This window comes from Actinomadura fibrosa, from assembly GCF_900659615.1.
GTDB classification, from domain to species: domain Bacteria; phylum Actinomycetota; class Actinomycetes; order Streptosporangiales; family Streptosporangiaceae; genus Spirillospora; species Spirillospora fibrosa.
Genome location: NZ_CAACUY010000173.1, coordinates 1 through 19,646, shown reverse-complemented (window position 1 = coordinate 19,646; position 19,646 = coordinate 1). Strand labels below are relative to the sequence as shown.

The 19,646-nt window shown below is 73.8% G+C and carries 20 protein-coding genes; 12 read left to right on the top strand and 8 right to left on the bottom strand.

The annotated features are described in order from the left end of the window. Nucleotides 1-2,021: 2,021 nt before the first annotated feature. Nucleotides 2,022-2,924, bottom strand: coding sequence for a hypothetical protein (locus E1300_RS35810; protein ID WP_242619597.1), 903 nt, complete (start codon nt 2,922-2,924; stop codon nt 2,022-2,024). A 44-nt stretch (nt 2,925-2,968) separates the two neighbouring features. Between E1300_RS35810 and E1300_RS35805 the strand changes: the two genes are divergently transcribed. Continuing rightward, nucleotides 2,969-3,805, top strand: a complete 837-nt coding sequence (locus E1300_RS35805) for a 2,3,4,5-tetrahydropyridine-2,6-dicarboxylate N-succinyltransferase (protein WP_131761555.1) — start codon at nt 2,969-2,971, stop codon at nt 3,803-3,805. Nucleotides 3,806-3,810: 5 nt separating this feature from the next. Here the strand turns inward: E1300_RS35805 and E1300_RS35800 are convergent, their stop codons facing one another. Continuing rightward, nucleotides 3,811-4,497, bottom strand: a complete 687-nt coding sequence (locus E1300_RS35800; RefSeq protein WP_131761556.1) for a 4'-phosphopantetheinyl transferase family protein — start codon at nt 4,495-4,497, stop codon at nt 3,811-3,813. Nucleotides 4,498-4,526: 29 nt separating this feature from the next. Between E1300_RS35800 and dapE the strand changes: the two genes are divergently transcribed. The 4 genes from dapE (at nt 4,527) to E1300_RS35780 (ending at nt 8,552) form a co-directional block, all read left to right on the top strand. Continuing rightward, a complete protein-coding gene (gene dapE / locus E1300_RS35795; RefSeq protein WP_131761554.1) occupies nt 4,527-5,594 on the top strand; it encodes a succinyl-diaminopimelate desuccinylase in 1,068 nt (355 codons plus the stop codon). 27 nt (nt 5,595-5,621) lie between these two features. Continuing rightward, nucleotides 5,622-6,434 (top strand): LOG family protein, encoded by an 813-nt coding sequence (locus E1300_RS35790; RefSeq protein ID WP_131761553.1) that lies wholly within the window; start codon nt 5,622-5,624, stop codon nt 6,432-6,434. Further along, the gene (locus E1300_RS35785; protein ID WP_131761552.1) at nt 6,434-7,069 is read left to right on the top strand and encodes an LOG family protein; all 636 of its coding nucleotides are present in this window, start codon (nt 6,434-6,436) and stop codon (nt 7,067-7,069) included. The genes E1300_RS35790 and E1300_RS35785 overlap by 1 nt, the downstream gene beginning before the upstream one ends. A gap of 166 nt (nt 7,070-7,235) precedes the next feature. Beyond that, entirely contained in the window at nt 7,236-8,552 is a 1,317-nt protein-coding gene (locus E1300_RS35780; protein ID WP_131761551.1) for an alkaline phosphatase PhoX, read from the top strand. A gap of 69 nt (nt 8,553-8,621) precedes the next feature. On the opposite strand, the gene E1300_RS35775 is transcribed toward E1300_RS35780, so the two are convergent. Beyond that, complete coding sequence (locus tag E1300_RS35775; RefSeq protein ID WP_131761550.1) at nt 8,622-8,939, bottom strand: hypothetical protein; 318 nt, start codon at nt 8,937-8,939, stop codon at nt 8,622-8,624. A gap of 71 nt (nt 8,940-9,010) precedes the next feature. Between E1300_RS35775 and E1300_RS35770 the strand changes: the two genes are divergently transcribed. From E1300_RS35770 to E1300_RS35760, 3 genes are read left to right on the top strand one after another with little or no spacing between them, the layout of a single operon-like run. Continuing rightward, nucleotides 9,011-9,547 carry a hypothetical protein gene (locus tag E1300_RS35770; RefSeq protein ID WP_131761549.1) on the top strand — a complete coding sequence of 179 codons (537 nt, stop codon included), beginning with the start codon at nt 9,011-9,013 and terminating at the stop codon, nt 9,545-9,547. Next, nucleotides 9,544-9,987, top strand: coding sequence for an SRPBCC family protein (locus E1300_RS35765; RefSeq protein ID WP_131761548.1), 444 nt, complete (start codon nt 9,544-9,546; stop codon nt 9,985-9,987). The genes E1300_RS35770 and E1300_RS35765 overlap by 4 nt, the downstream gene beginning before the upstream one ends. 9 nt (nt 9,988-9,996) lie before the next feature. Continuing rightward, a complete protein-coding gene (locus E1300_RS35760) occupies nt 9,997-10,572 on the top strand; it encodes a DNA-3-methyladenine glycosylase I (RefSeq protein ID WP_131761547.1) in 576 nt (191 codons plus the stop codon). A 192-nt stretch (nt 10,573-10,764) separates the two neighbouring features. On the opposite strand, the gene E1300_RS35755 is transcribed toward E1300_RS35760, so the two are convergent. Continuing rightward, nucleotides 10,765-11,685: a LysR family transcriptional regulator gene (locus E1300_RS35755; protein WP_131761546.1), complete on the bottom strand. Its 921-nt coding sequence runs from the start codon at nt 11,683-11,685 to the stop codon at nt 10,765-10,767. Between the two features lie 112 nt (nt 11,686-11,797). On the opposite strand from E1300_RS35755, the gene E1300_RS35750 reads away from it, so the two are divergent. Further along, nucleotides 11,798-12,199 (top strand): carboxymuconolactone decarboxylase family protein, encoded by a 402-nt coding sequence (locus E1300_RS35750; RefSeq protein ID WP_131761545.1) that lies wholly within the window; start codon nt 11,798-11,800, stop codon nt 12,197-12,199. A gap of 179 nt (nt 12,200-12,378) precedes the next feature. Here E1300_RS35750 and E1300_RS35745 read toward each other — a convergent pair whose 3' ends face one another. Together E1300_RS35745 and E1300_RS35740 are read right to left on the bottom strand one after the other, a co-directional pair. Continuing rightward, entirely contained in the window at nt 12,379-14,982 is a 2,604-nt protein-coding gene (locus E1300_RS35745) for an FtsX-like permease family protein (protein WP_131761544.1), read from the bottom strand. Then, nucleotides 14,973-15,749, bottom strand: coding sequence for an ABC transporter ATP-binding protein (locus E1300_RS35740; RefSeq protein ID WP_131761543.1), 777 nt, complete (start codon nt 15,747-15,749; stop codon nt 14,973-14,975). The genes E1300_RS35745 and E1300_RS35740 overlap by 10 nt, the downstream gene beginning before the upstream one ends. Before the next feature lie 242 nt (nt 15,750-15,991). Between E1300_RS35740 and E1300_RS35735 the strand changes: the two genes are divergently transcribed. Beyond that, nucleotides 15,992-16,981 (top strand): YbgA family protein, encoded by a 990-nt coding sequence (locus tag E1300_RS35735; protein WP_131761542.1) that lies wholly within the window; start codon nt 15,992-15,994, stop codon nt 16,979-16,981. 36 nt (nt 16,982-17,017) lie between these two features. Here the strand turns inward: E1300_RS35735 and E1300_RS35730 are convergent, their stop codons facing one another. Both E1300_RS35730 and E1300_RS35725 read right to left on the bottom strand, forming a co-directional pair. Continuing rightward, entirely contained in the window at nt 17,018-17,845 is an 828-nt protein-coding gene (locus tag E1300_RS35730; RefSeq protein WP_131761541.1) for an enoyl-CoA hydratase-related protein, read from the bottom strand. Then, nucleotides 17,838-18,668 (bottom strand): PaaX family transcriptional regulator, encoded by an 831-nt coding sequence (locus tag E1300_RS35725; RefSeq protein WP_131761540.1) that lies wholly within the window; start codon nt 18,666-18,668, stop codon nt 17,838-17,840. The genes E1300_RS35730 and E1300_RS35725 overlap by 8 nt, the downstream gene beginning before the upstream one ends. A gap of 156 nt (nt 18,669-18,824) precedes the next feature. On the opposite strand from E1300_RS35725, the gene E1300_RS35720 reads away from it, so the two are divergent. Together E1300_RS35720 and E1300_RS35715 are read left to right on the top strand one after the other, a co-directional pair. Beyond that, entirely contained in the window at nt 18,825-18,992 is a 168-nt protein-coding gene (locus E1300_RS35720; protein WP_075022250.1) for a DUF3117 domain-containing protein, read from the top strand. 258 nt (nt 18,993-19,250) lie between these two features. Continuing rightward, nucleotides 19,251-19,646 (top strand): M17 family peptidase N-terminal domain-containing protein (locus E1300_RS35715; protein WP_278045411.1); only part of this gene is annotated, 396 nt, incomplete at its 3' end.

The following is a 19,646-nucleotide window of genomic DNA, read 5'->3' as shown; positions in this document are numbered from 1 at the left end:
CGCGTGGCGGTGCCCGCGTGGCGGTGCCCGCGTGGCGGTGCCCGCGTGGCGGTGCCCGCGTGACGGTGCCCGCGTGACGGTGCCCGCGTGACGGTGCCCGCGTGACGGTGCCCGCGTGACGGTGCCCGCGTGACGGTGCCCGCGTGACCGTGCCCGCGTGACCGTGCCCGCGTGACCGTGCCCGCGTGACCGTGCCCGCGTGACCGTGCCCGCGTGCAGCAGGTCCGCTTCGCGCGTCGTCGTGCTTGCCCCGTCACGCACGAGGCGTTCGCCGCGGCCACCGCGAGCGGGTCGTCCGCGCGCGTACTGCCGCGTGGACCGCGACGTCCGCCACCGTGACCTCGTCGGCCAGCTCCGCCAGCGACTACTGGACGGCCTGGAACCAGCCGATCGGCCGCCCGAACTGTTCCCGCTCGCCCTGTCGACGCGTCGAGAGCGTCGAGCGTCGAGGCTCTCTACGGGCGGTGTAGTCAGCGGTCGCGGTGTCCAGCTCGCATGCCGCTGACTTGGAGGATGAGGTGTGCACACTCCGCCAAACCTGTAGTCGGAGCGCGGCGAGGCCGGGTCGGCCGTAGGACCGCCTACTGCCGCCGGGCACCGCGCCCGGTTCTGCCGTGCCGTGCCCGTTCTTGTCGCCGTGTCCGTCCCGCGTCCCGCGTCGCCGTCCCGCGTCCTGCGTCGCAGTGCCCGTCATGCGTCGCTTGCGTGTACCCGCGTCGCTTGCGTGTCCCGCGCTGCCCTCGCTGAGGGCGTCGAAGGCGAGGGGGGTGAGCGCGGGAAAACGGCGGGGATGAAGCGGGTGACGACGTCCTCTGCGGGCGGTGTAGATGTCCGCCACGATGTCCGCGCGGCATGCCGCCGGTCTCGTGGAAAGGATGCGCACTCTGGCAGGCCCGGAAGGTGGGTTCGACGGAGGTGATCGGTCCGAGCGTGGCGCCCATCTACCTTGAACGTGCCGCGCGTTCCGTCCGGCGTCGCCGTGTCCGCGCTGCTGTAACTCAGATCGCCCGTCGTGCCCGCGTCGTCGTGCCCGCCGTGCTTCGTGCCCGCCGTGCTTCGTGCCCGCCGTGCTTCGTGCCCGCCGTGCTTCGTGCCCCCCGTGTTGTCGTGCCCCCCGTGGTTCGTGCCCGCCGTGTTGTCATGTCTGCTTCGCGTGCTGTCGTGCTCCGCGCAGCGGGTCTACTTCGCGCGCTGTTGTGCCCGCTCCGTACTTGTCCTCGCCGACGGGCCGAAGGCGTCGAGGTTCTCTGCGGCCGGTGTGGCCCTCGGTTGGGGTGTTTGCCTTGCTTGCCGCTGGTTCTGGAGGAGGTGCGCGCTCTGCCGGGCCCAGGGGTTCGGGTCAGTACGGGGCGGTCCGGTCGTCGAGCCGTCTGTGCTTGTCCAGGCGTCTAGGGCGTCGAGATTCCCTCCGTTGCTGTGGCTGTCGGTCGCGGTGTCCCTTCCCGCATCCCGTGGTTTGAGGAAAGGCCTGCGCGTTGTTTCGGACTTGATGTCGGGGCGGTGGGGATTGGGGCGACCGTAAATCCGGCTGTTCCCAGCGTGCACTGCGCTCGGGGCCGCCTTGTTGTGGCTGTCTCCTCCCGCGCTGCCCTCGCCGACGTTTCGGGGGTGCTGGGGACGGGGGCGGTGTGCGTGGCGAGCGGCGGGGGAGCGCGGGTCGCGGCGTCTTCTGTGGGGGCTGTGGCCGTCCGCCGCGGTGTTGGTGTGGCATCCGCTGGTCTGGAGGACGCGTGTGCACTCTGCTGAGCCCGCAACTTGGGTCCCACGGGGCGGCCTCGATTATCGCGGGGCGGCCCTGATTAGTGGGCTGCCTGCCTTCACCGTCGATTACCCACGACCCACGACCGTGATGCCCACCACATCTAGCTGCACCAGGTCCGTTCCGCACAAGGGTCGTCGGGTTCCTGCCGTCCGACCCGGAGGGCATGACGATCAAGTTACGACGAACCGGTACGGACAGGGCAGTGCAAAGGCGACAGCGGCGGAGCGCGTTGGCGGGTGCAGGGGGGAGGCGCAGGGGGCTAGTGGATTATTACGTGGTTGGTGGGGGCGGCTTTGTCTTCGGTCCAGCCGTCGTGGCCTGCGTTGGCTTCCCAATGGCGGCCTGCGAAGCGGACTTCGGTCAGGCCGTAGATCTGGGCGTGGGTCACGGCCCAGGCGGCTACGGCCCAGCCGGCGCGGGTGTTGGTGACCTTGACGGCGTCCCAGGTCGGGGTGGTGCCGGGGGCGGTGGACGGGGTGTCGACCTGGAGGCGGCCGCCGAAGGCGCGGCGCATCTCGCGGATGGCTTCGGGGCGGCGGGGGGCGGTCTTCTTGTCCGGCGGGTACCAGCAGCGGGCCGTGGCGGGCTGGCGGCCGGTGAAGGCCTGGGCCAGGAGTTTGCCGTCGGACTCGTGCTGGGCGTAGGCGCGGCCGTCGGCGCTGCGCTGCACGCGCTGGGCCGCGTCGTGCAGGTCGCGGTCGAGGTAGTCCTTCACCTTGACGAGGGCGTCGAAGAACTTGCTCGTGGCCTGGACGGGGTCGCGGAGCTTGTCGGGGCTGCCCCAGCCCTGGGACGGCCGCTGCTGGAACATGCCCACGGAGTCGCGGTCGCCGCCCGGCAGGTTGCGGATGTGGGACTCCTGGATGGCGGTGGCGTAGGCGATCACCACGGCGCGTTCGGGGAGCTGCTTGCGGTAGGCGACGGCGGCGATGGTGGACGCGTTGGCGCCCTGGTCGAGGTCGAGGGGCATCTTGCCGGTCGCGGTCCGGACCTCGCAGCCGGAGCCGTGCAGGTAGGGGCGGGCGCGTTGGAACGCCACGTAGCCGCCCACGCCCAGTCCGACCACGAGGACGGCCAGCACGGCGATCCAGCGCCGGCGGCGGGGGTGCCCGTCCTCGGTCCCCTCCTCGGGGCGCGTCTTCAACCTCGCCCAAACAGCCACGCGAAGAAGGTACCGGGAGATGGCCCCCAGTAAGCTCAAGGGCCATGACCGAAACGTTCACCAGTCCGATCTCCGGGGACATCGACGAGCTCTGGGACCGGCGCGCCGACCTCGGCCCGGACGACACCGACGCGCGCAACGCCATCGTGGCTGCCGTCGACCAGATCGACAGCGGCGAGGCCCGGGTCGCCCGCATCGACTCCGCGACCGACGAGGTCGTCGTCGACGAGCGCGCCAAGCGGGCGATCCTGTTGAGCTTCAAGGTCCTCGGCATGGTGCGTTCGCAGGTCGGCGACTTCCAGTACCACGACCGCATCCCGCTGAAGACCCGGCTGGACGGCGTCCGTGTCGTGCCCGGCGCGATCGCCCGGTGGGGCTCGTACCTGGCGCCCGGGGTGGTGCTGATGCCGTCGTTCACCAACATCGGCGCCTATGTCGACGGCGGGACGATGGTCGACACGTGGGCGACCGTGGGGTCGTGCGCGCAGATCGGGAAGAACGTGCACCTGTCGGGCGGGGTCGGGATCGGTGGCGTGCTGGAGCCGCCGAACGCCAAGCCCGTGGTCATCGAGGACGAGGCCATGATCGGCAGCCGTTCGATGATCGTCGAGGGGGCGCGGGTCGGGAAGGGCGCGGTGGTCGGGTCCGGCACGAACCTGTCGGCGTCCATGCCGGTCATCGACGTGGAGACGGGCGAGGAGATCAGCCGCGGCCGCATCCCCGACTGGTGCGTGGCCGTCGGCGGCACGCGCATCAAGGAGTTCAAGGGCGGGACGTTCGGGCTGCCGGCCGTGCTGATCCTGAAGCGGCTGGAGGAGGGGCAGCGGCACGACAAGGCGTCGCTGAACGACATCCTCCGGGACCACGGCATCAACACCTGAGGCCGTCAGGCGCCGGGGACCGGGCTCTCGCTGATCTTCAGGGGGCGGTCGGTCAGGACGGCGACGGAGGCCGCGTAGCCCGCGCCGGGGGACAGGTCGGCCAGCCGGACGGGCGACACCGCCGCGTCGCCGTCCCAGGCCAGTACCTCGGCGGGCTCGCCGGGCGCCGAGACGTGGATCGCGGTCATGGGGGCGGCCAGGCCGTGGCCGGTGGCCTTCAGGAGGGCCTCCTTGCGGCTCCAGTAGGCGTGGAAGCCGCGTTTCCGGTCGTCCGGGGGCATCGCGGTGAGGATCTCGCGTTCCGGGGGAGCCAGGACCATCCTGGCCAGCCGCTCCACGTCGCGGTCGCTCTCGCGTTCCACGTCCACGCCGATGACGGCGCCTTCGGCGAGCGCGAGGACGACGCGGTCCTCGGAGTGCGACAGGGAGAAGTCCACGTCGTGCCCGGGGAGCCGCGGTTTCCCGTGGGACGCGCCGCAGTGGGGGCATTCGGTGGTGAACCGGATGTCCGCCGGGGGGAGGCCCGTGGCCGCGGAGAGGGCGGAGCGCGCCAGGTGGCGTCCGGTGACGAAGCGGGCCTTGTCCTCGGCGCGGAGGAAGCGCTCGTAGCGTTCGCGCTCGCCGTCGTCGAGGTGCTCGCGCATATGGGGCTCATTGGCCGGAAGCGCCCAGTGGACGGCGCATTGCAGCATCTCCACGACGGCGATGATAGGACTTGCTCATGCCTTTGGACCTCTTCGCGGACGTGGCGGACCTGACGGCGGCGATCGTCGATGTGGAGTCGGTGAGCGGCGGGGAGAAGGCCCTCGCGGACGCCGTCGAGGCGGCGCTGAGCGTGCTACCGCACTTGGACGTTGTGCGGGAGGGCAACAACGTGATCGCCCGCACGGGTCTCGGTCGGGGCGAGCGGGTCGTTCTCGCCGGGCATCTCGACACGGTCCCGTTGAACGGCAACCTGCCGTCGCGCGTGGAGGGCGACCGGCTGTACGGGTGCGGCACGTCCGACATGAAGAGCGGCGTGGCGGTGGCGCTGCGGCTCGCCGCGACTGTTACCGAGCCGAACCGCGACATCACCTACGTGTTCTATGAGTGCGAGGAGATCGAGGCCGAGCGCAACGGTTTGCGGTTGCTCGCCGAGACCCGTCCTGAGCTGCTCCAAGGTGACTTCGCGGTGCTGATGGAGCCGACCGGCGGGCAGATCGAGGGCGGTTGCCAGGGGACTATCCGGGTCGAGGTCACGGCGAGGGGCGAGCGGGCGCACAGCGCGCGCGCCTGGATGGGCTCCAACGCGATCCACACGGCCGGCCGGATCCTGGACGTGCTCAGGGCCTACGAGCCGACGCAGCCCGTCGTGGACGGCTTGACGTACCGCGAGGGCCTGAACGCGGTGTTCATCCGCGGCGGGATCGCGGGCAACGTCATCCCGGACGAGTGCACCGTCACCGTCAACTACCGGTTCGCTCCGGACAAGACGCTCGACGAGGCGGAGGCGTACCTGCGGGAGGTGTTCGCCGGGTTCGAGGTCGAGGTCACCGACGGGTCCTCGGCGGCCCGTCCCGGCCTCACGCATCCGGCCGCCGCGGCGTTCGTCGCGTCCGTCGCCTCGGACGGCGCCGAGGTGCGCGCGAAGCTCGGCTGGACGGACGTCGCGCGGTTCTCCGAGCTCGGCGTCCCCGCCGTGAACTACGGGCCCGGGGAGCCGACCCTCGCCCACACCAAGGACGAGTACGTCGAGATCCCGCTGATCGGCGACTGCGAGGAGCGGATGCGCAGGTGGCTCACCACCTGACCGCGTGCGCACGGCTACGGTGGGCGCATGACTCGCGAAGTTAACCCCCGGACACGACGGCAGGGGCCCGCGACGCTGCGCGGCCGGTCCGTCCCGCAGACGACCACCGACCAGCGGCTGCTCGACAGCCGCGGCCCGGCCGACTGGGTGCACGCCGACCCCTGGCGCGTGCTGCGGATCCAGGCGGAGTTCGTGGAGGGGTTCGGCCTGCTGGCCGAGCTGCCGAAGGCGGTCAGCGTCTTCGGCAGCGCCCGCACGAAGCCCGGCTCGCAGGAGTACGAGCTCGCCGTCGACATCGGCGCCCGGCTGCACGACGCCGGCTACGCGGTGATCACCGGCGGCGGTCCGGGGATCATGGAGGCGGCCAACAAGGGCTGCGACGAGAACGGCGGCCTGTCGGTCGGGCTCGGCATCGAGCTGCCCTTCGAGCAGAAGCTCAACGACCACATCGACATCGGGCTGGAGTTCCGCTACTTCTTCGTCCGCAAGACGATGTTCGTGAAGTACTCGCAGGCGTTCGTGGTGCTCCCGGGCGGCTTCGGGACGCTGGACGAGCTGTTCGAGGCGATCACCCTCGTCCAGACCAAGAAGATCACCCGGTTCCCGATCGTGCTGGTCGGCACGGCGTTCTGGTCGGGCCTGCTCGACTGGGTCCGGGCCGTGATGCTCCCGTCGGGCAAGATCTCCCCCGAGGACCTGGACCTGGTCCACCTCACCGACGACCCGGACGAGGTCGTCAAGATCGTGGTGGACGCGCACATCCGCGCCGAGCAGCGCATCCAGGAGGAGCAGGCCGCGGTCGAGGCCACCGCGGCGGCGGAGGGGAGTGACGGCTCCTGATGGCGTCCGGGGGAGACGGCGGCCGGACGGGCGCGGCCGCGTCCGGAGGGCTCGCCGTGTGCGTGTTCTGCGCGTCCAGCAGCAAGATCGACCGGGTCCATGTGGACCTCGCGGCGGACGTCGGCGCCGAGCTGGCGCGGCGCGGGCACAGCCTGGTCAGCGGGGGCGCGCAGGTGTCCTGCATGGGCGCCGTCGCGCGCGCCGCGCGGGCCGGCGGCGCCCGCACCGTCGGCGTGATCCCCGAGGGCCTGGTCAGCGTCGAGATCTCCGACGAGGACAACGACGAGCTGGTCGTCACCGCCGACATGCGCGCCCGCAAGGGCGAGATGGACCGGCGCAGCGACGCGTTCCTCGTCCTGCCGGGCGGGATCGGCACGCTGGAGGAGCTGTTCGAGGTCTGGACGGCCCGGGTCCTCGGCATGCACGCCAAGCCGGTCGTGATCCTCGACCCGACCGGCGTGTACGAGCCGCTCCGCGAGCTGATGACGGGCCTCGCCGAGCAGGGCTTCGCCCGGCCGAAGATCTTCGACGCCATCGGCTGGACGGCGTCGGTCGAGGAGGCGTTCGACCTCCTGGAGCGCTCCCAGCCGCGCATCGAGGCGACCCCGGAGGACTACGCGGAGGCCGAGCTCTGACGCGGCGGCCCGCTGGCCTCCCGCTGGCCTCCAGACGGCCCCCAGGTCCTCCAAACAAGAGTGTCCTGGGGGTTTGTCGTTCGTCACCCGGTCGTTCACCGCGCGTTCAGTGGCGCGCACCAGGCTCCCGCGTGGTCCCCCTTCACGTGCACCAAGGAGAGCCCCCATGTCCGTCACTCGTCGTGGAGTGGTCAAGGGCGGCGCCGCCGGCGCCCTGTCCATCGCCCTCGCCGGAAGCCTCGACTCGATCTTCCAGACCTCCGCGGGCGCCGACGTCGGCGAGGCCTACGGCTACGGCCCGCTCGTCCCCGACCCGAAGGGCGTCCTCGACCTGCCCAAGGGCTTCTCGTACAAGCAGCTGTCGGTGGAGGGCGACCCGATCAAGGAAGGCGTCGTCGTCCCCGGCCACCACGACGGGACGGCCACCTTCCCCGGCAGCCGCCCGACCCGGACGCGCCTCGTCCGCAACCACGAGCAGAGCAACAACGGCACCCGCGCCGTCGCGCCCGCCTCGCTGACGTACGACCCCGCCGCCAACGGCGGCACCACCACGCTGGAGGTCGACCGCGACGGGGACCTGATCTCCCAGTACGTCAGCCTCGCCGGGACCTCCACCAACTGCGCCGGCGGCCGCACCCCCTGGGGGACCTGGCTGACCTGCGAGGAGACCGAGGGCTTCACGGGCCAGACCAAGTCCCACGGCTGGGTGTTCGAGGTCGACCCGCACGGCAAGCGGACCAAGCCCGTCCCGCTGACCGCCCTCGGCCGCTTCGCGCACGAGGCCGTCGCCGTCGACCCCCACACGCTCACCGCGTACCTGACCGAGGACGCGTCCAAGCCCTTCGGCCTGTTCTACCGGTTCCGGCCCCGCGCCCACCGCGGCGACTACCACGCCTACGCGCAGGGCGGCACGCTGGAGGCCCTGCACATCCCGGACGTCCCGGACCTGTCGCTCGTCCAGGAGCCCGGCACGAAGCTGCGCGCCCGCTGGGTCCCCGTCCCGGACCCGTCCGCCGCCGCCACGTCCACCCGCAAGCAGCTCGACACCATCACGCGCAGCCAGAAGCTCGAAGGCGCATGGTGGGCGCACGGCAAGGCGTACTTCGTCTGCAGCTACTCGAAGAAGGCCGACGGCGCCGCCGCCGACCACGCCGGCCAGGTCTGGACCTACGACCCGCACAGCGGCAAGGTCGAGCTCCAGCTCGTCTTCAAGCCCGGCGGCGTCTTCGACGGCCCCGACAACATCACCGTCTCGCCCTACGGCGGCGGCGTGATCCTGGCGGAGGACGGCGACGGCGAGCAGCACCTCATCGGCACCACCAAGAAGAACAAGCCGTTCGCGATCGCCCGCAACGCCCTCAACGGCAGCGAGTTCACCGGCGTCACGTTCTCCCCGGACGGACGCATCCTGTTCGCGAACCGGCAGGAGGGCCCCGGCGTGACCTTCGCCATCACCGGCCCCTGGCACCGCCTCCGCGGCTGAGTCCACACGCCCTCCCGGCACAGGGGGCCTGCCTTACGGCCGGCCCCCTGACCGTGCTCGGGAGACTGACTAGGCCAGGCCGCGGCGTGCCACCGCCGGGGGGCGCTCACCGCGGATGGACGCCACCATGTCGAGGACCTGGCGCACCCCGTCCTCCTGTCCCGGCGGCACCCGGAACGCCCGCGCGCCCAGCCACGCGTAGACGGAGACCGCCGCGAGCAGCCCCGGGTCGGGCTCCCGCGCGTCCGTCTCCAGCGTGACCAGCACCGGTCCGCCGGACTCCGCGAGCTCCGCCACACGGGCCGCCGGAGGGGCCGTCCCCGCGTCCACGACCCCGTCCGGAACCGGCGCGCCGGGCGCCAGGACCCACCGCTCATGCAACCCCATGCCTCCAAGCGTGGCACGATCGGTGATGTGGGTCGTCCCTCGGCGGGACGTCGGCAGATCGGAGCGTCATCGTGGTTGTGGTCCTCGTCCTGGTCGGCGCGGCCGTGCTGGGCGCCGTCGTCGTCCTCGCCATGGGGCGGGGCGGCGAGCTGGCCGAGACCCATCCCGACTACCCGCCGCTGCCGCTCTCGGACGGCCACCGCGTCACCGGGCCGGACGTCGACCACCTGCGGCTCCCGCACGCCCTCTGGGGCTACCAGGTCAGCGTGACCGACGAGGCCCTGCACCGGCTCGCCTACACGCTGACCGAGCGCGACGCCCGCATCGCCCAGCTCGAACAGCAGGTGGACGACCTGCGCCGCCGCCTCGGCGAGCCCGTGGAACCCCGCCATGTGGGCGCCCTCTACGGCGTCCAGGAGCACGGCTTCGGCGACCCGGTCGTGGCGAACGGCGCGCCGCCTCCGGTGCCGCACCTGCGGAAGGCCGGCGACACGGCCGGCGAGCACGCCGGTGACGACGCCACCGACGACCTGGCCGACGATCTGGCCGACAGCCTGGGCGGGGAGCCGGTGGACGAGCCGGTCGGGCGGCGGGAGGAGCGTCCGTGAGCCGGGTCGCGGTGCACGCCGAGGCCGCGTCGGACGCGTCGCCGGACCGCCTGTTCGCCGTGCTGACCGACTGGCCGCGGCACGCCGAGTGGATGCCGTTCACCCGCGCCGAGGGCGGCCACGGCGTCGGCGCCGGACTGGATGCCTGGACGGGCGTCGGACCGGTCGGCTTCACGGACACCATGGTGATCACCGAGTGGCGGCCCGGGTCCCGGGTGGCCGTGCGGCACACCGGCGACCTCGTGCGCGGCGAGGCGTTCTTCAAGATCGTCCCGGACGGGCGGGGCAGCCGCATCGTCTGGGCGGAGTGCGTGGACCTCCCGCTCGGCGTCCTCGGGCGGATCGGCTGGCTCGCCGTCGGCCCGCTGATGCGGGCGTTCATGGGGATCGGGCTGCGGCGGCTCGCCCGGCTGGCCGGTCCTGTCGGAGGCATGCGGTAGAACGGGCCGGTGAGCACCGCGATCCTTGGCGAGGACGGGCTGGCCCGCTGCCCGTGGGGGCTGTCGGCCCCCGAGTACGTCGCCTACCACGATGACGAATGGGGCCGTCCGGTCCGGGACGACCAGGGCCTTTACGAGCGCCTCTGCCTGGAGGCGTTCCAGTCGGGCCTGTCGTGGCTGACGATCCTCCGCAAACGGGAGGGGTTCAGGGCGGCGTTCTGCGGCTTCGACCCGGAGAAGGTCGCCGCGTTCGGTCCCGGCGACGTCGAGCGGCTGATGGCCGACGCCTCGATCGTCCGGAACCGGGCCAAGATCGACGCCGCGATCGGCAACGCCCGCGCGGCCCTCGACCTGCCCGGCGGGGTCGCCGCGACCGTCTGGCGGTACGCCGACCCCGACTCGCCCGCGTACGCCGACACCGACGACGTGCCCGCCACGACCGACGGCTCGAAGGCGCTGGCCAAGGAGCTGAAGCGGCACGGGTTCCGGTTCATCGGCCCCACCACCGCCTACGCCCTCATGCAGGCGTGCGGCCTCGTCGACGACCACCTGACCGGCTGCCACCGCCACGGCGCCTACCGCTAGACGCCCCCGTCCGGCAGCAGAAGGCGATCCGGCCAGGACGCCCACGCCAGGACATTCCCCAGCCAGGACGCCTCCGCAGGGCGCCCTCCGCCAGGACGTTGCCCGGCCAGGACGCCTGCCGCTGGACGCCTGCCGCTGGGCGTGCTGCCGCTGGGCGTGCTGCCGCTGGGCGTGCTGCCGGGGCGCAGGCCTTTAGGGCGCCTCCTCGGTTGTGGATCCGGGCCTGGATGGGGGCTCGGCGAGGTCTGCCAGGACGGTGCGGAAGCGGTCGAGCAGGGGGTTCGTGTCGTCCGCGCGCCACACCAGGTACAGGGTGGTGGAGGTGCCGGCGAGCGGGCGGGCGCGCACTCCCACGCGGCGGAGCGCGCGGTGCGAGTCCGGCATGACCGCGGCGCCGAACCCGGCGGCGACCAGGGCCAGGACGGTCTGCACACTGCGGCCTTCGGCACCGATCCGGGGCACGACGCCGGCGCGGTCGCACAGCGCGAGGATCTCGTCGTGCGAGTGCGGCGAGACGTTCCGGGGCCAGATGACCAGCGGCACCTGCCCGAGCGCGCCGAGCGGCGCGGGTCCCGGCGCGTGCGCCAGCGGGTGCGCGGCGGGCAGGAACAGGCTGAGCGGCTCCCGCCACCAGGCGCGGGTGGCAAGCCGGGCGTCGCGGGACGGCAGCCGCTGGACGGCGATGTCGAAGCGCCCGTCCAGGACCCCGTCCGACATCTCGGCGTCGTTGAAGCTCTCCTCCAGCCGCAGCTCGACGCGGGGCAGCTCGCGGCGCAGGCGGCCGAGCGCGCCGCCGAGCGGACCGTTGATGCCCGACCCCGCGAACGTCACGGTGATCCGTCCGGCGAGCCCGGCGGCGGCGAGCCGGACGTCCTCCAGCGCCGCCTCGGCCTCGGCGAGGACGGCGGTCGCGCGGGCGGCGAGGGCCCGTCCGGCGGCGGTGGGGGTCAGCCCGCGCCCCGCGCGCTCGAACAGCGGGGTTCCGAGGCGCCGTTCCAGGTCGCGGAGCTGGCGGCTGAGCGTCGGCTGGGTGAGGCGCAGGCGGCGCGCGGCGGCGCTGATGCTGCCCTCCTCGGCGATCGCGACGACGTAGCCGAGCATGCGCAGTTCCATCCATACCTCCAAGGCATGGCGACTATAGCTGCCGATGCCTCAAAGGCTTACTCCGGCGCTGAGGACGGGAGGCTCGTACCAGCGAAACCGAACCGGCCGCAGAGGAGAGATCATGGATCGGGAAGAGCGCTACGCGAACGGCCTGAAGGTCCTGAACGCGGTGGACGGGGAGGCCGGGCAGCGGGTCGTCGAGTCGCTCGCCGGCGTGTCGCCCGAGCTCGGCCACCAGGTGGTCGCCTGGGCGTTCGGCGACATGTACGCCCGCCCGGAGCTGCCGCCGCGCGACCGCCAGCTCGTCACGCTGGGCGTGCTGACGGCGCTCGGCGGCTGCGAGATCGAGCTCGACGTCCACATCAACGCGGCGCTGAACGTCGGGCTCAGCGCGACGGAGATCGCCGAGGCGCTGCTGCACTCGGCCGTCTACGCCGGGATGCCCCGCGCGATCAACGCCACGGTCGTCGCGAAGAAGGTGTTCGCCGAGCGGGGGCTGCCGCCGGTCAGCAACCTGTCGTGAGCGAGCCGTCCGCCCCGGCCGGAGCTCGAAGCCCGGCCAGGACGGCGGCGGGGTCCTCGCGGCGGGGTCCTCGCCGGAGGGGCAGTGCGCCGGGGGGCAGTGCACCGGGGTCATCGTGACGGGGTCAGCGCGGCGGGGTCAGCGCGGCGGGGTCAGCGCGGCGGGGTCTCCGCGACGGGTCATTCCGCTTTGGCGGCCTCCAGGACGGGGATCGCGGCGGCGCGGCGGGACGGGAGCGCCGAGGTGGCGAGGGCGACCGCCGCCGCGCCGATCGCGACGAGCGGGAACAGCCACCACGGCGGATCCGGCCGCAGGAACGAGCTGCCCGTGGCGACGTGCATGAGCGTGACGGTCCCGAGCGCGGTGCCTACGCCGAGCAGCACGCCGAGCAGGACGACCGTGGCGGCCTCCCACCGGACGACGGCGCGGAGCTGGGCCGCGGTGGCGCCGACCGCGCCGAGGAGCCCGAACTCCCGGGTCCGTTCGGACACGCTCATCGACACCGTGGTCGCCATCCCGAACAGGGCCAGGACGAGGGCCATGCCGATGAAGCCGTACGCGACCCGCATTCCCCTGGTCAGGGCGCTGGACGCCGTCTTCACGTAGCCGGGCTCGTCGAGCACCTTCACGCCCGGCACGGTCCCGACGGCGCGGGCCAGGTCCGCCTCGGAGCCGCCGCGGACGAGGATCGCCTGCGTGGACGCGTCCGGGTCGAGCCGGTCCATCGTCGCGGGCGCCACGAGGGCCTGGTCGGCGAACAGGTGGGACGGGTCGTGGTAGGCCCCGGCGACCGTCAGCGGCACCCGCCCCCGGGCCGCGCGCACGACGATCCGCTGCCCCGTCCTGAGCTTGTTCGCCTTCATGACGCTGGACGCGAGGCCGATCTCGCCGGGGGCGAGCCGCGGCAGGTGCCCGCCGAGCCGCAGCACCGACGGCAGCGCCGCCTGGTCGATCCCGGACACCGTCAGGTAGACGGGCTCGGGCGCCTCGTCCTCGGAGGGCGGCTCGGGCGGCGGGTCGACGAGCTTCGCGTCCGTCGCGGTGAGCGCCGCGGCGGCGGTGACGCCCGGGACGGCGGCGGCGCGGCCCGCGAGGTCGCGGGGGAGCGGGGCGGCCCCCTCGGACGTCCGGCCCGTCGCGGCGATCGCGTGGTCGGCGCGCATGACCTGGCGGCCGGTCGTGTCGAAGCGGTGGTCCACCGACAGGACGACCAGCGCGGTCGCCCCGACGAGCGCGACGCCGAGCATGAGGGACGAGGCGGCGGCGGACACGCGGCGCGGGCTGCGGGTGATCGTGGCGCGGGCGAGCCGCCCGGCCTCGCCGCTCACCGCCATGCCGAGCCTGCCGACGAGGCCGCCGAGGGGGCCGACGAAGAACGGCGCGAGGACGGCGAGCGCGGCGACGGTCGTCATCGACCCCATGAGGATCAGCGCGCAGCAGCCGATGGTCCGGTCGGGGCCGGGCGGCTCCTCGGCCCGGACCGCGAAGACGGGCCCGAAGAACATCCAGGCGCAGGCGAACACGGCGAGCGCGCCGAGGAGCCGCGGCCAGCGGCGGCCGGCCGTTTCGGCGCTCGCCGTCCGCAGCGCCTGCATGGGCGCGATCCGGGCGGCGCGGCGCGCGGAACGCCAGGCGGCGAGCTGGGTGACGAGGATTCCGGTGGCGGCCGGGGCCGCGAGGGCGATCCAGCCGAACTGCGCGTCCGCCGCCGAGATGTCGAAGCCGTCCTGGGCGAACAGCCGGGTGAGGAATCCGGACACCGGGTAGCCGAGGAGGACGCCGCCGGCCGAGCCGACGGCGCCGACCGCGAGCGCCTCGAACCGGATCAGCCGCTTGAGCTGCCGGGGCGTCGCGCCGATCGCGCTGAGCAGGGCGAGCCGGCGGGTCCGCTGCCGGACGAGCGTGCCGAAGGTGTTCGCCACGACGAACAGCCCGACGAACACGGCGACGGACGCCAGCAGGCCGATGGCGCCGCCGACCGCCGTCCCGGTGGCCTGGACCTCGGCGGACTGGGCGTCCCGGACGGACTTCGCCGTCCGCACCGTGACGGCGCCGGAGCCCGCCGCCGGCGCGGACAGCGAGCGGGCCAGGTCGTCCCGCAGCGCCGCGGGCCGCACGCCCGGGGCGGCCTTGACCCACACGGCCTGCCATGTCCCGGCGGGCAGCCCGGCGGCCCGGCGGACGGTGTCCGGCGGCGCCAGCAGCAGGTCGCCGCTCGCGACGGCGCCGCGGCCCTGCACGGTGACCATCCCGACGATCTTCATCGTGCGGGTCTGCCTGGGGAGCAGCACCGTGAGGGAGTCGCCGACGCGGAGCTTCCCGGCGCGGAGGACGTGCCGGGTGACGGCGACCTCGCCGTCGGCGGCGGGGGCGCGGCCGGACTCCAGGTGGTAGGGGCTGAGGCGGGCGTCGGAGGTCCAGGGGCGCAGCCGCGTCGCGGCCCCGGCCGGCGCCAGGATCGGCTTGCCGCCGCGTCCGGACGCGGTGACCGCGACCATTGCGTCCCCGGCGACAGCGGCGACGCCGGGCCGTCCGGCGACCCGGTCCAGCGCGATCCGGCCGTCCGGCGCCGCGTTGACGTCGTCGGGGTCGGCCGACCCGCCCTGGACGAGGACGTCGGTGCGCGCGTACTCGCTGGCGTCGCTCCCCGACGCCGCGTCCTGGGCGCGCAGCGCGAACTGGAGCGATCCGGCGATCAGCCCGATCGAGAACATGGCCGCGAGCAGGGTGGCGAGCAGCCGGGCCCAGCCCTCGGTGAAGGAGCGGCGCGCGATCAGCCACATGGCGCGGGCTCCAGCCGGCGCATCTGGGCGTGGATGCGGTCGATCGTCGGCGCGGCGAGCTCGTCCACGATCATCCCGTCGGCGAGGAACAGGACGCGGTCGGCGTGCGCGGCGGCGACCGGGTCGTGCGTCACCATGATCACGGTCTGCCGGTAGGCGTCCACGGCGGTCCGCAGGAAGCCCAGCACCTCGGCGCCGGAGCGGGAGTCGAGGTTGCCGGTCGGCTCGTCCGCGAACAGCACCTCGGGGCGGGTGAGCAGCGCCCGCGCCACCGCGACCCGCTGCTGCTGGCCGCCGGACAGCTCGCTCGGGCGGTGCGACAGCCGCTCGCGCAGCCCGAGCGCGTCCACGATCGTGTCGAACCACTGCCGGTCCGCGCGGCGGCCGCCGAGCCGCCCGGTCAGCCGGATGTTCTCCTCGGCGGTCAGCATCGGCAGCAGGTTGAACGACTGGAACACGAAGCCGAGCCGGTCGCGGCGCAGCTTCGTCAGCCGGGTCCGCGACAGCGCGGTGATCTCCACGCCGCCGATCACGACGGAGCCGGACGTCGCCGTGTCCAGCCCGGCGAGGCAGTGCAGGAACGTCGACTTGCCCGAGCCGGACGGCCCCATGATCGCGGTGAACTGGCCCCGGGCGAACGCCGCCGAGACGCCGCGCAGCGCGGTCACGGCGCCGTCGCCCGTCCCGTACGACTTCACCAGGTCGGTGGCCGCGGCCGCGTCCTCCCGGACGTGCCCGGCGGGCGGCGCGGCGGAGCTCTGTGTCATGCCCTCAAGCCAACCTCCGCGGGCGCCGCGGCACATTGGCGCGATCACCAGAGCTGTCGGTGGGGACAGCCCCACCCCCGCTCAGGTGGAGACCCGAGCCGTGTGCGGGGCGGGGCGCGGAACTTTGCCCGGACGTGGTTGCGTCCGCCCGCTCGGGGAAGCTATGAACAAGTTTTGAAGAGGTTCGGTGGCGGGCAGGCCGGAACCGAGCCGGCCGGAGAGCAAGGCGGGGGAGCGAAACGATGGAGCACGAGCCGCGGACCCGGACACCGGCGGACATCCCGCGGACCGCGTCCGTCCGTCCGCGGGTGGCGGTGTCGAGCTGCCTGCTCGGGGCGGAGGTCCGCTACAACGGCGGGCACAGCCGCAGCCGGTTCCTCACCGACGTCCTGGCCGCCCACGTGGACTGGGTGCCCGTCTGCCCCGAGATGGAGATCGGGCTCGGCGCGCCCCGCCCGGCGATGCGGCTCGTGACCGACGGCGGCGCCGAGCGGCTCGTCACCCGCGACCGGACGGCCGACCACACCGACGCCATGGCGGCCCTCGCCGAGCACCGCGCCACCGCGCTGCCGGACCTCGACGGCTGGGTGCTGAAGTCCCGCTCGCCGAGCTGCGGGCCGCGCGGCGTGTCCCGCTACCGCGCGGACATGCCCGCCGACCGGCGCGGCCGCGGCGTCTTCGCCGGACGGCTGATGGACCTGCGGCCGGACCTGCCCGTCGAGGAGGACGGGCGCCTCAACGACCCGTACCTCCGCGACCACTTCGTCGAGCGGATCTTCGCGCACGCCCGGCTGCGTCACCTGTTCGGCGGCGGCTGGGAGCCGCGCGACCTGGTCGCCTTCCACTCCGCGCACAAGCTCCAGATCCTCGCCCACGACCCGGCCCGCTACCGCCTCGCGGGCCGGGTGGTCGCCGGGGCGGGCAGCCGCCCGCGGGACGATCTGGAGGCCGAGTACACCGCGCTGTTCACCGCCGCGCTGGCCGTCCGGCCGCGCCGGGGCCGCCACGTCAACGCGCTTCTGCACGTCCTCGGGCCGATGCGCCGGCGCCTCGACGACGCCCGCAGGCACGACGTCACCGAGGTGATCGAGGCCTACGGGCGCGGCGAGGTCGAGCTCGCGGTGCCGATGGCCGTGCTGCGGCACGACGCCACCGGCGAGGGCATCGGCTACCTCCGCTCGCAGACCTACTTCGAGCCCTACCCCAGGGAACTGGCCGCCCACCCCACCTGACGGCCGGCCCCCTTCTCTGCGCCCTTCCGGGCTCCCTCAGCGTCCCTCGAAAGAGGGCTGCTGCTTCTTCAGGAACGCCTCGGTGGCGTTGCGGTGGTCGGCCGTCTTCTCGCACAGGTCCTGGAGCACCGCCTCCTTCTCCAGCGCGGACGCCAGGTCGGACGAGGCCGCGTGGTCCAGCGCCGCCTTGACCGCGCCGTAGGCCACCGTCGGCCCGGCGGCGAGCCGGCGCGCGAGCTCCACCGCCGCGGGCGCGAGCTCGTCCGCCGGGACGACCCGGTTCACCAGCCCGAGCTCCAGGGCCGCGGGCGCCTTCAGCGGCTCGCCGAGGAGCAGCAGCTCCGCGGCCTTCGCGCGGCCGACGAGGCGCTGGAGCGTCCACGACATGCCGCTGTCGGGCGCCAGCCCGATCCCGGTGAACGCGGTCGCGAACCGGGACGTCTCGGACGCGATGATCAGGTCGCAGGCGAACGCCAGCGACGCCCCGGCGCCCGCCGCGACGCCGTTGACCGCCGCGACGACCGGCTTCGGCATCCCCGCGAGCGCCAGCACGACCGGGTTGTAGTGCCTGCGGACGGTGCCGTCCAGGCCACGTCCGGCGGAGAGGTTGTCGGCGTGCTCGCGCAGGTCCTGCCCGGCGCAGAAGGCCCGGCCCGCCCCGGTGAGCACCACCGCGCGGGCCGCCGGGTCCGCCGCGGCCCGGTCCACCGCGGCGCGCAGCGCCTCCTTCATCTCGACCGTCAGCGAGTTCATCGCGTCGGGACGGTTGAGTGTGATTGTTCCCACACCCTCGGTCACGTCGTACAGCACCGTTCCACTCGCCGGCCCGCTCGCGCTGGCCTCCGAGGCCGCCTGCTCAGCCACTGCCGTCCTCCCGATCCGCCGGAGATCCTCCGAGGCAACGATCGACGAACCGGGAGGCCGCGGGCAAGAGCCGCGCCGCCTCGGCGTCGAAGAATCGCGCGGCCCGCGTCCCGGGCCATCCGGCGGGGAGCAGGTCCGCGGGGAGCCCCGGGTCCCGGAAGAGGAACTTGCGCCACTCGTGGACGAGCCTGCTGCGCGTCGCGAAGGCCCGCTCGTCGGGATCGGCCGCGGCGCTCCCGGCGTCCGAGGCCGCCCGTCCGGTGGCCAGTGCCGCCTCGGTGTCCGCGAGCCACCGCTCGTACGACCGCGCCAGGCCGTCGAGGTCCCACGCCCGCGCGACGAGGCCGTGCGCGTCGCCCTCGTAGGCGGAGCGGAACCGCTCGGCGCGCACGGACTCCTGCGCCAGCAGGGGATCCAGCTCCGAGGACGCCCGGGGCCCGATCCAGGTCGTCTCGTCCAGCCGCGCGTAGCCGAGGTAGGACAGGCCCGAGGCGAGCCGGTCGCGCCGGGCCCGCTCCCGCACCCGCTCGACGACGAGGAGGTGCCAGCGGCCGTCCCAGGGCTCCAGGTCCCGGTAGATCCGGTGGGCCGCCTCGTCCATGCGCCGGACGCCCCGCGGGGTCAGCGCGTAGCCCGGCCCGCGGGGCAGCCGGACGGGTTCCAGCCATTCCTGACGCACCATTCGGGACACGGCGGTGCGGACGGCGGGGGCGGCCACGTCGAGCGCCGCCATCAGCCGCACAAGCGCGGCGATCGGGGCTTTTCCGCCGCGCTCGCGAAGGTGGTCCCCGTACAGATCGAACAGCGCCGAACGAGCATTCATGATTGCAGTCTCCCGATCTGGAGGCTGATCGTTACCACTTCGCGCCCGGAAGACGAGATAATGGACCACTACTGATGACGCGGATGCGACAGGCGGCCACGCGGCCAACGGTGCCCGGAGGCCCCACGCGGCCCTAGGCAGGAAGGGGATGCACGCATGGCGGCGATGAAGCCGCGGACGGGAGACGGTCCGCTCGAAGTGACCAAGGAGGGGCGCGGAATCGTCATGCGGGTCCCGCTCGAGGGCGGCGGCCGCCTTGTGGTCGAGCTCTCCGCCGACGAGGCCAAGGAACTCGGCGAGGCCCTCAAGGAAGTCGTGGGCTGACGGCTCCGCCCTTCCCGGCTTGAGGTGACGGTCCCGGCGGCTCCGCCGGGGCCCTCGCCGTTTCCGCAGGCCGAGCCCGCTCCGAGCAGGCTCTCTCAGCCGGCTCCGAGCAGCACCGGCCCTTCGCAGCACCAGCCCGTACGCAGCACGGAATCACGCAGCACCAGCCCGTACGCAGCACCAGCGCCGGCGGCCTCCGCGCCCGCCGGCGGACCGATCGGGCGGACCGATCGGATCGACCGATCAGGGGGGACCACCATGCCCATCGAGACCCGCGTCCGCGGTGCCGGCGGCACCGTGTCGCAGACGGCGGACGAGCTCGGGGCCGAGGTGGTGGCGGTGCCGGTCCGGTCCGGGCCGTCGGCGCCCGCGGCCGAGGTCGCGTCGTCGCTGCCGTTCACGCTGGACGAGCTGCTGGAGCTGCACAAGGCCAAGGGCGAGCCGGGCGAGATCGTCGCCACGCAGGTCCGGGTGGGCGACCGGGTGCGCGAGCTGCTGCTGTACGGGGTGGGCGAGGCGTCGCCGGCCGACCTGCGCAAGGCCGGCGCCGCGCTGGCCCGCCGGGGCCGGGGCCGGTCGGCGCTGGTCGCGGGCGTCCCCGAGGGCGATCTCGGCGCGTTCGCCGAGGGCGCGCTGCTCGCCTCGTACGAGTAC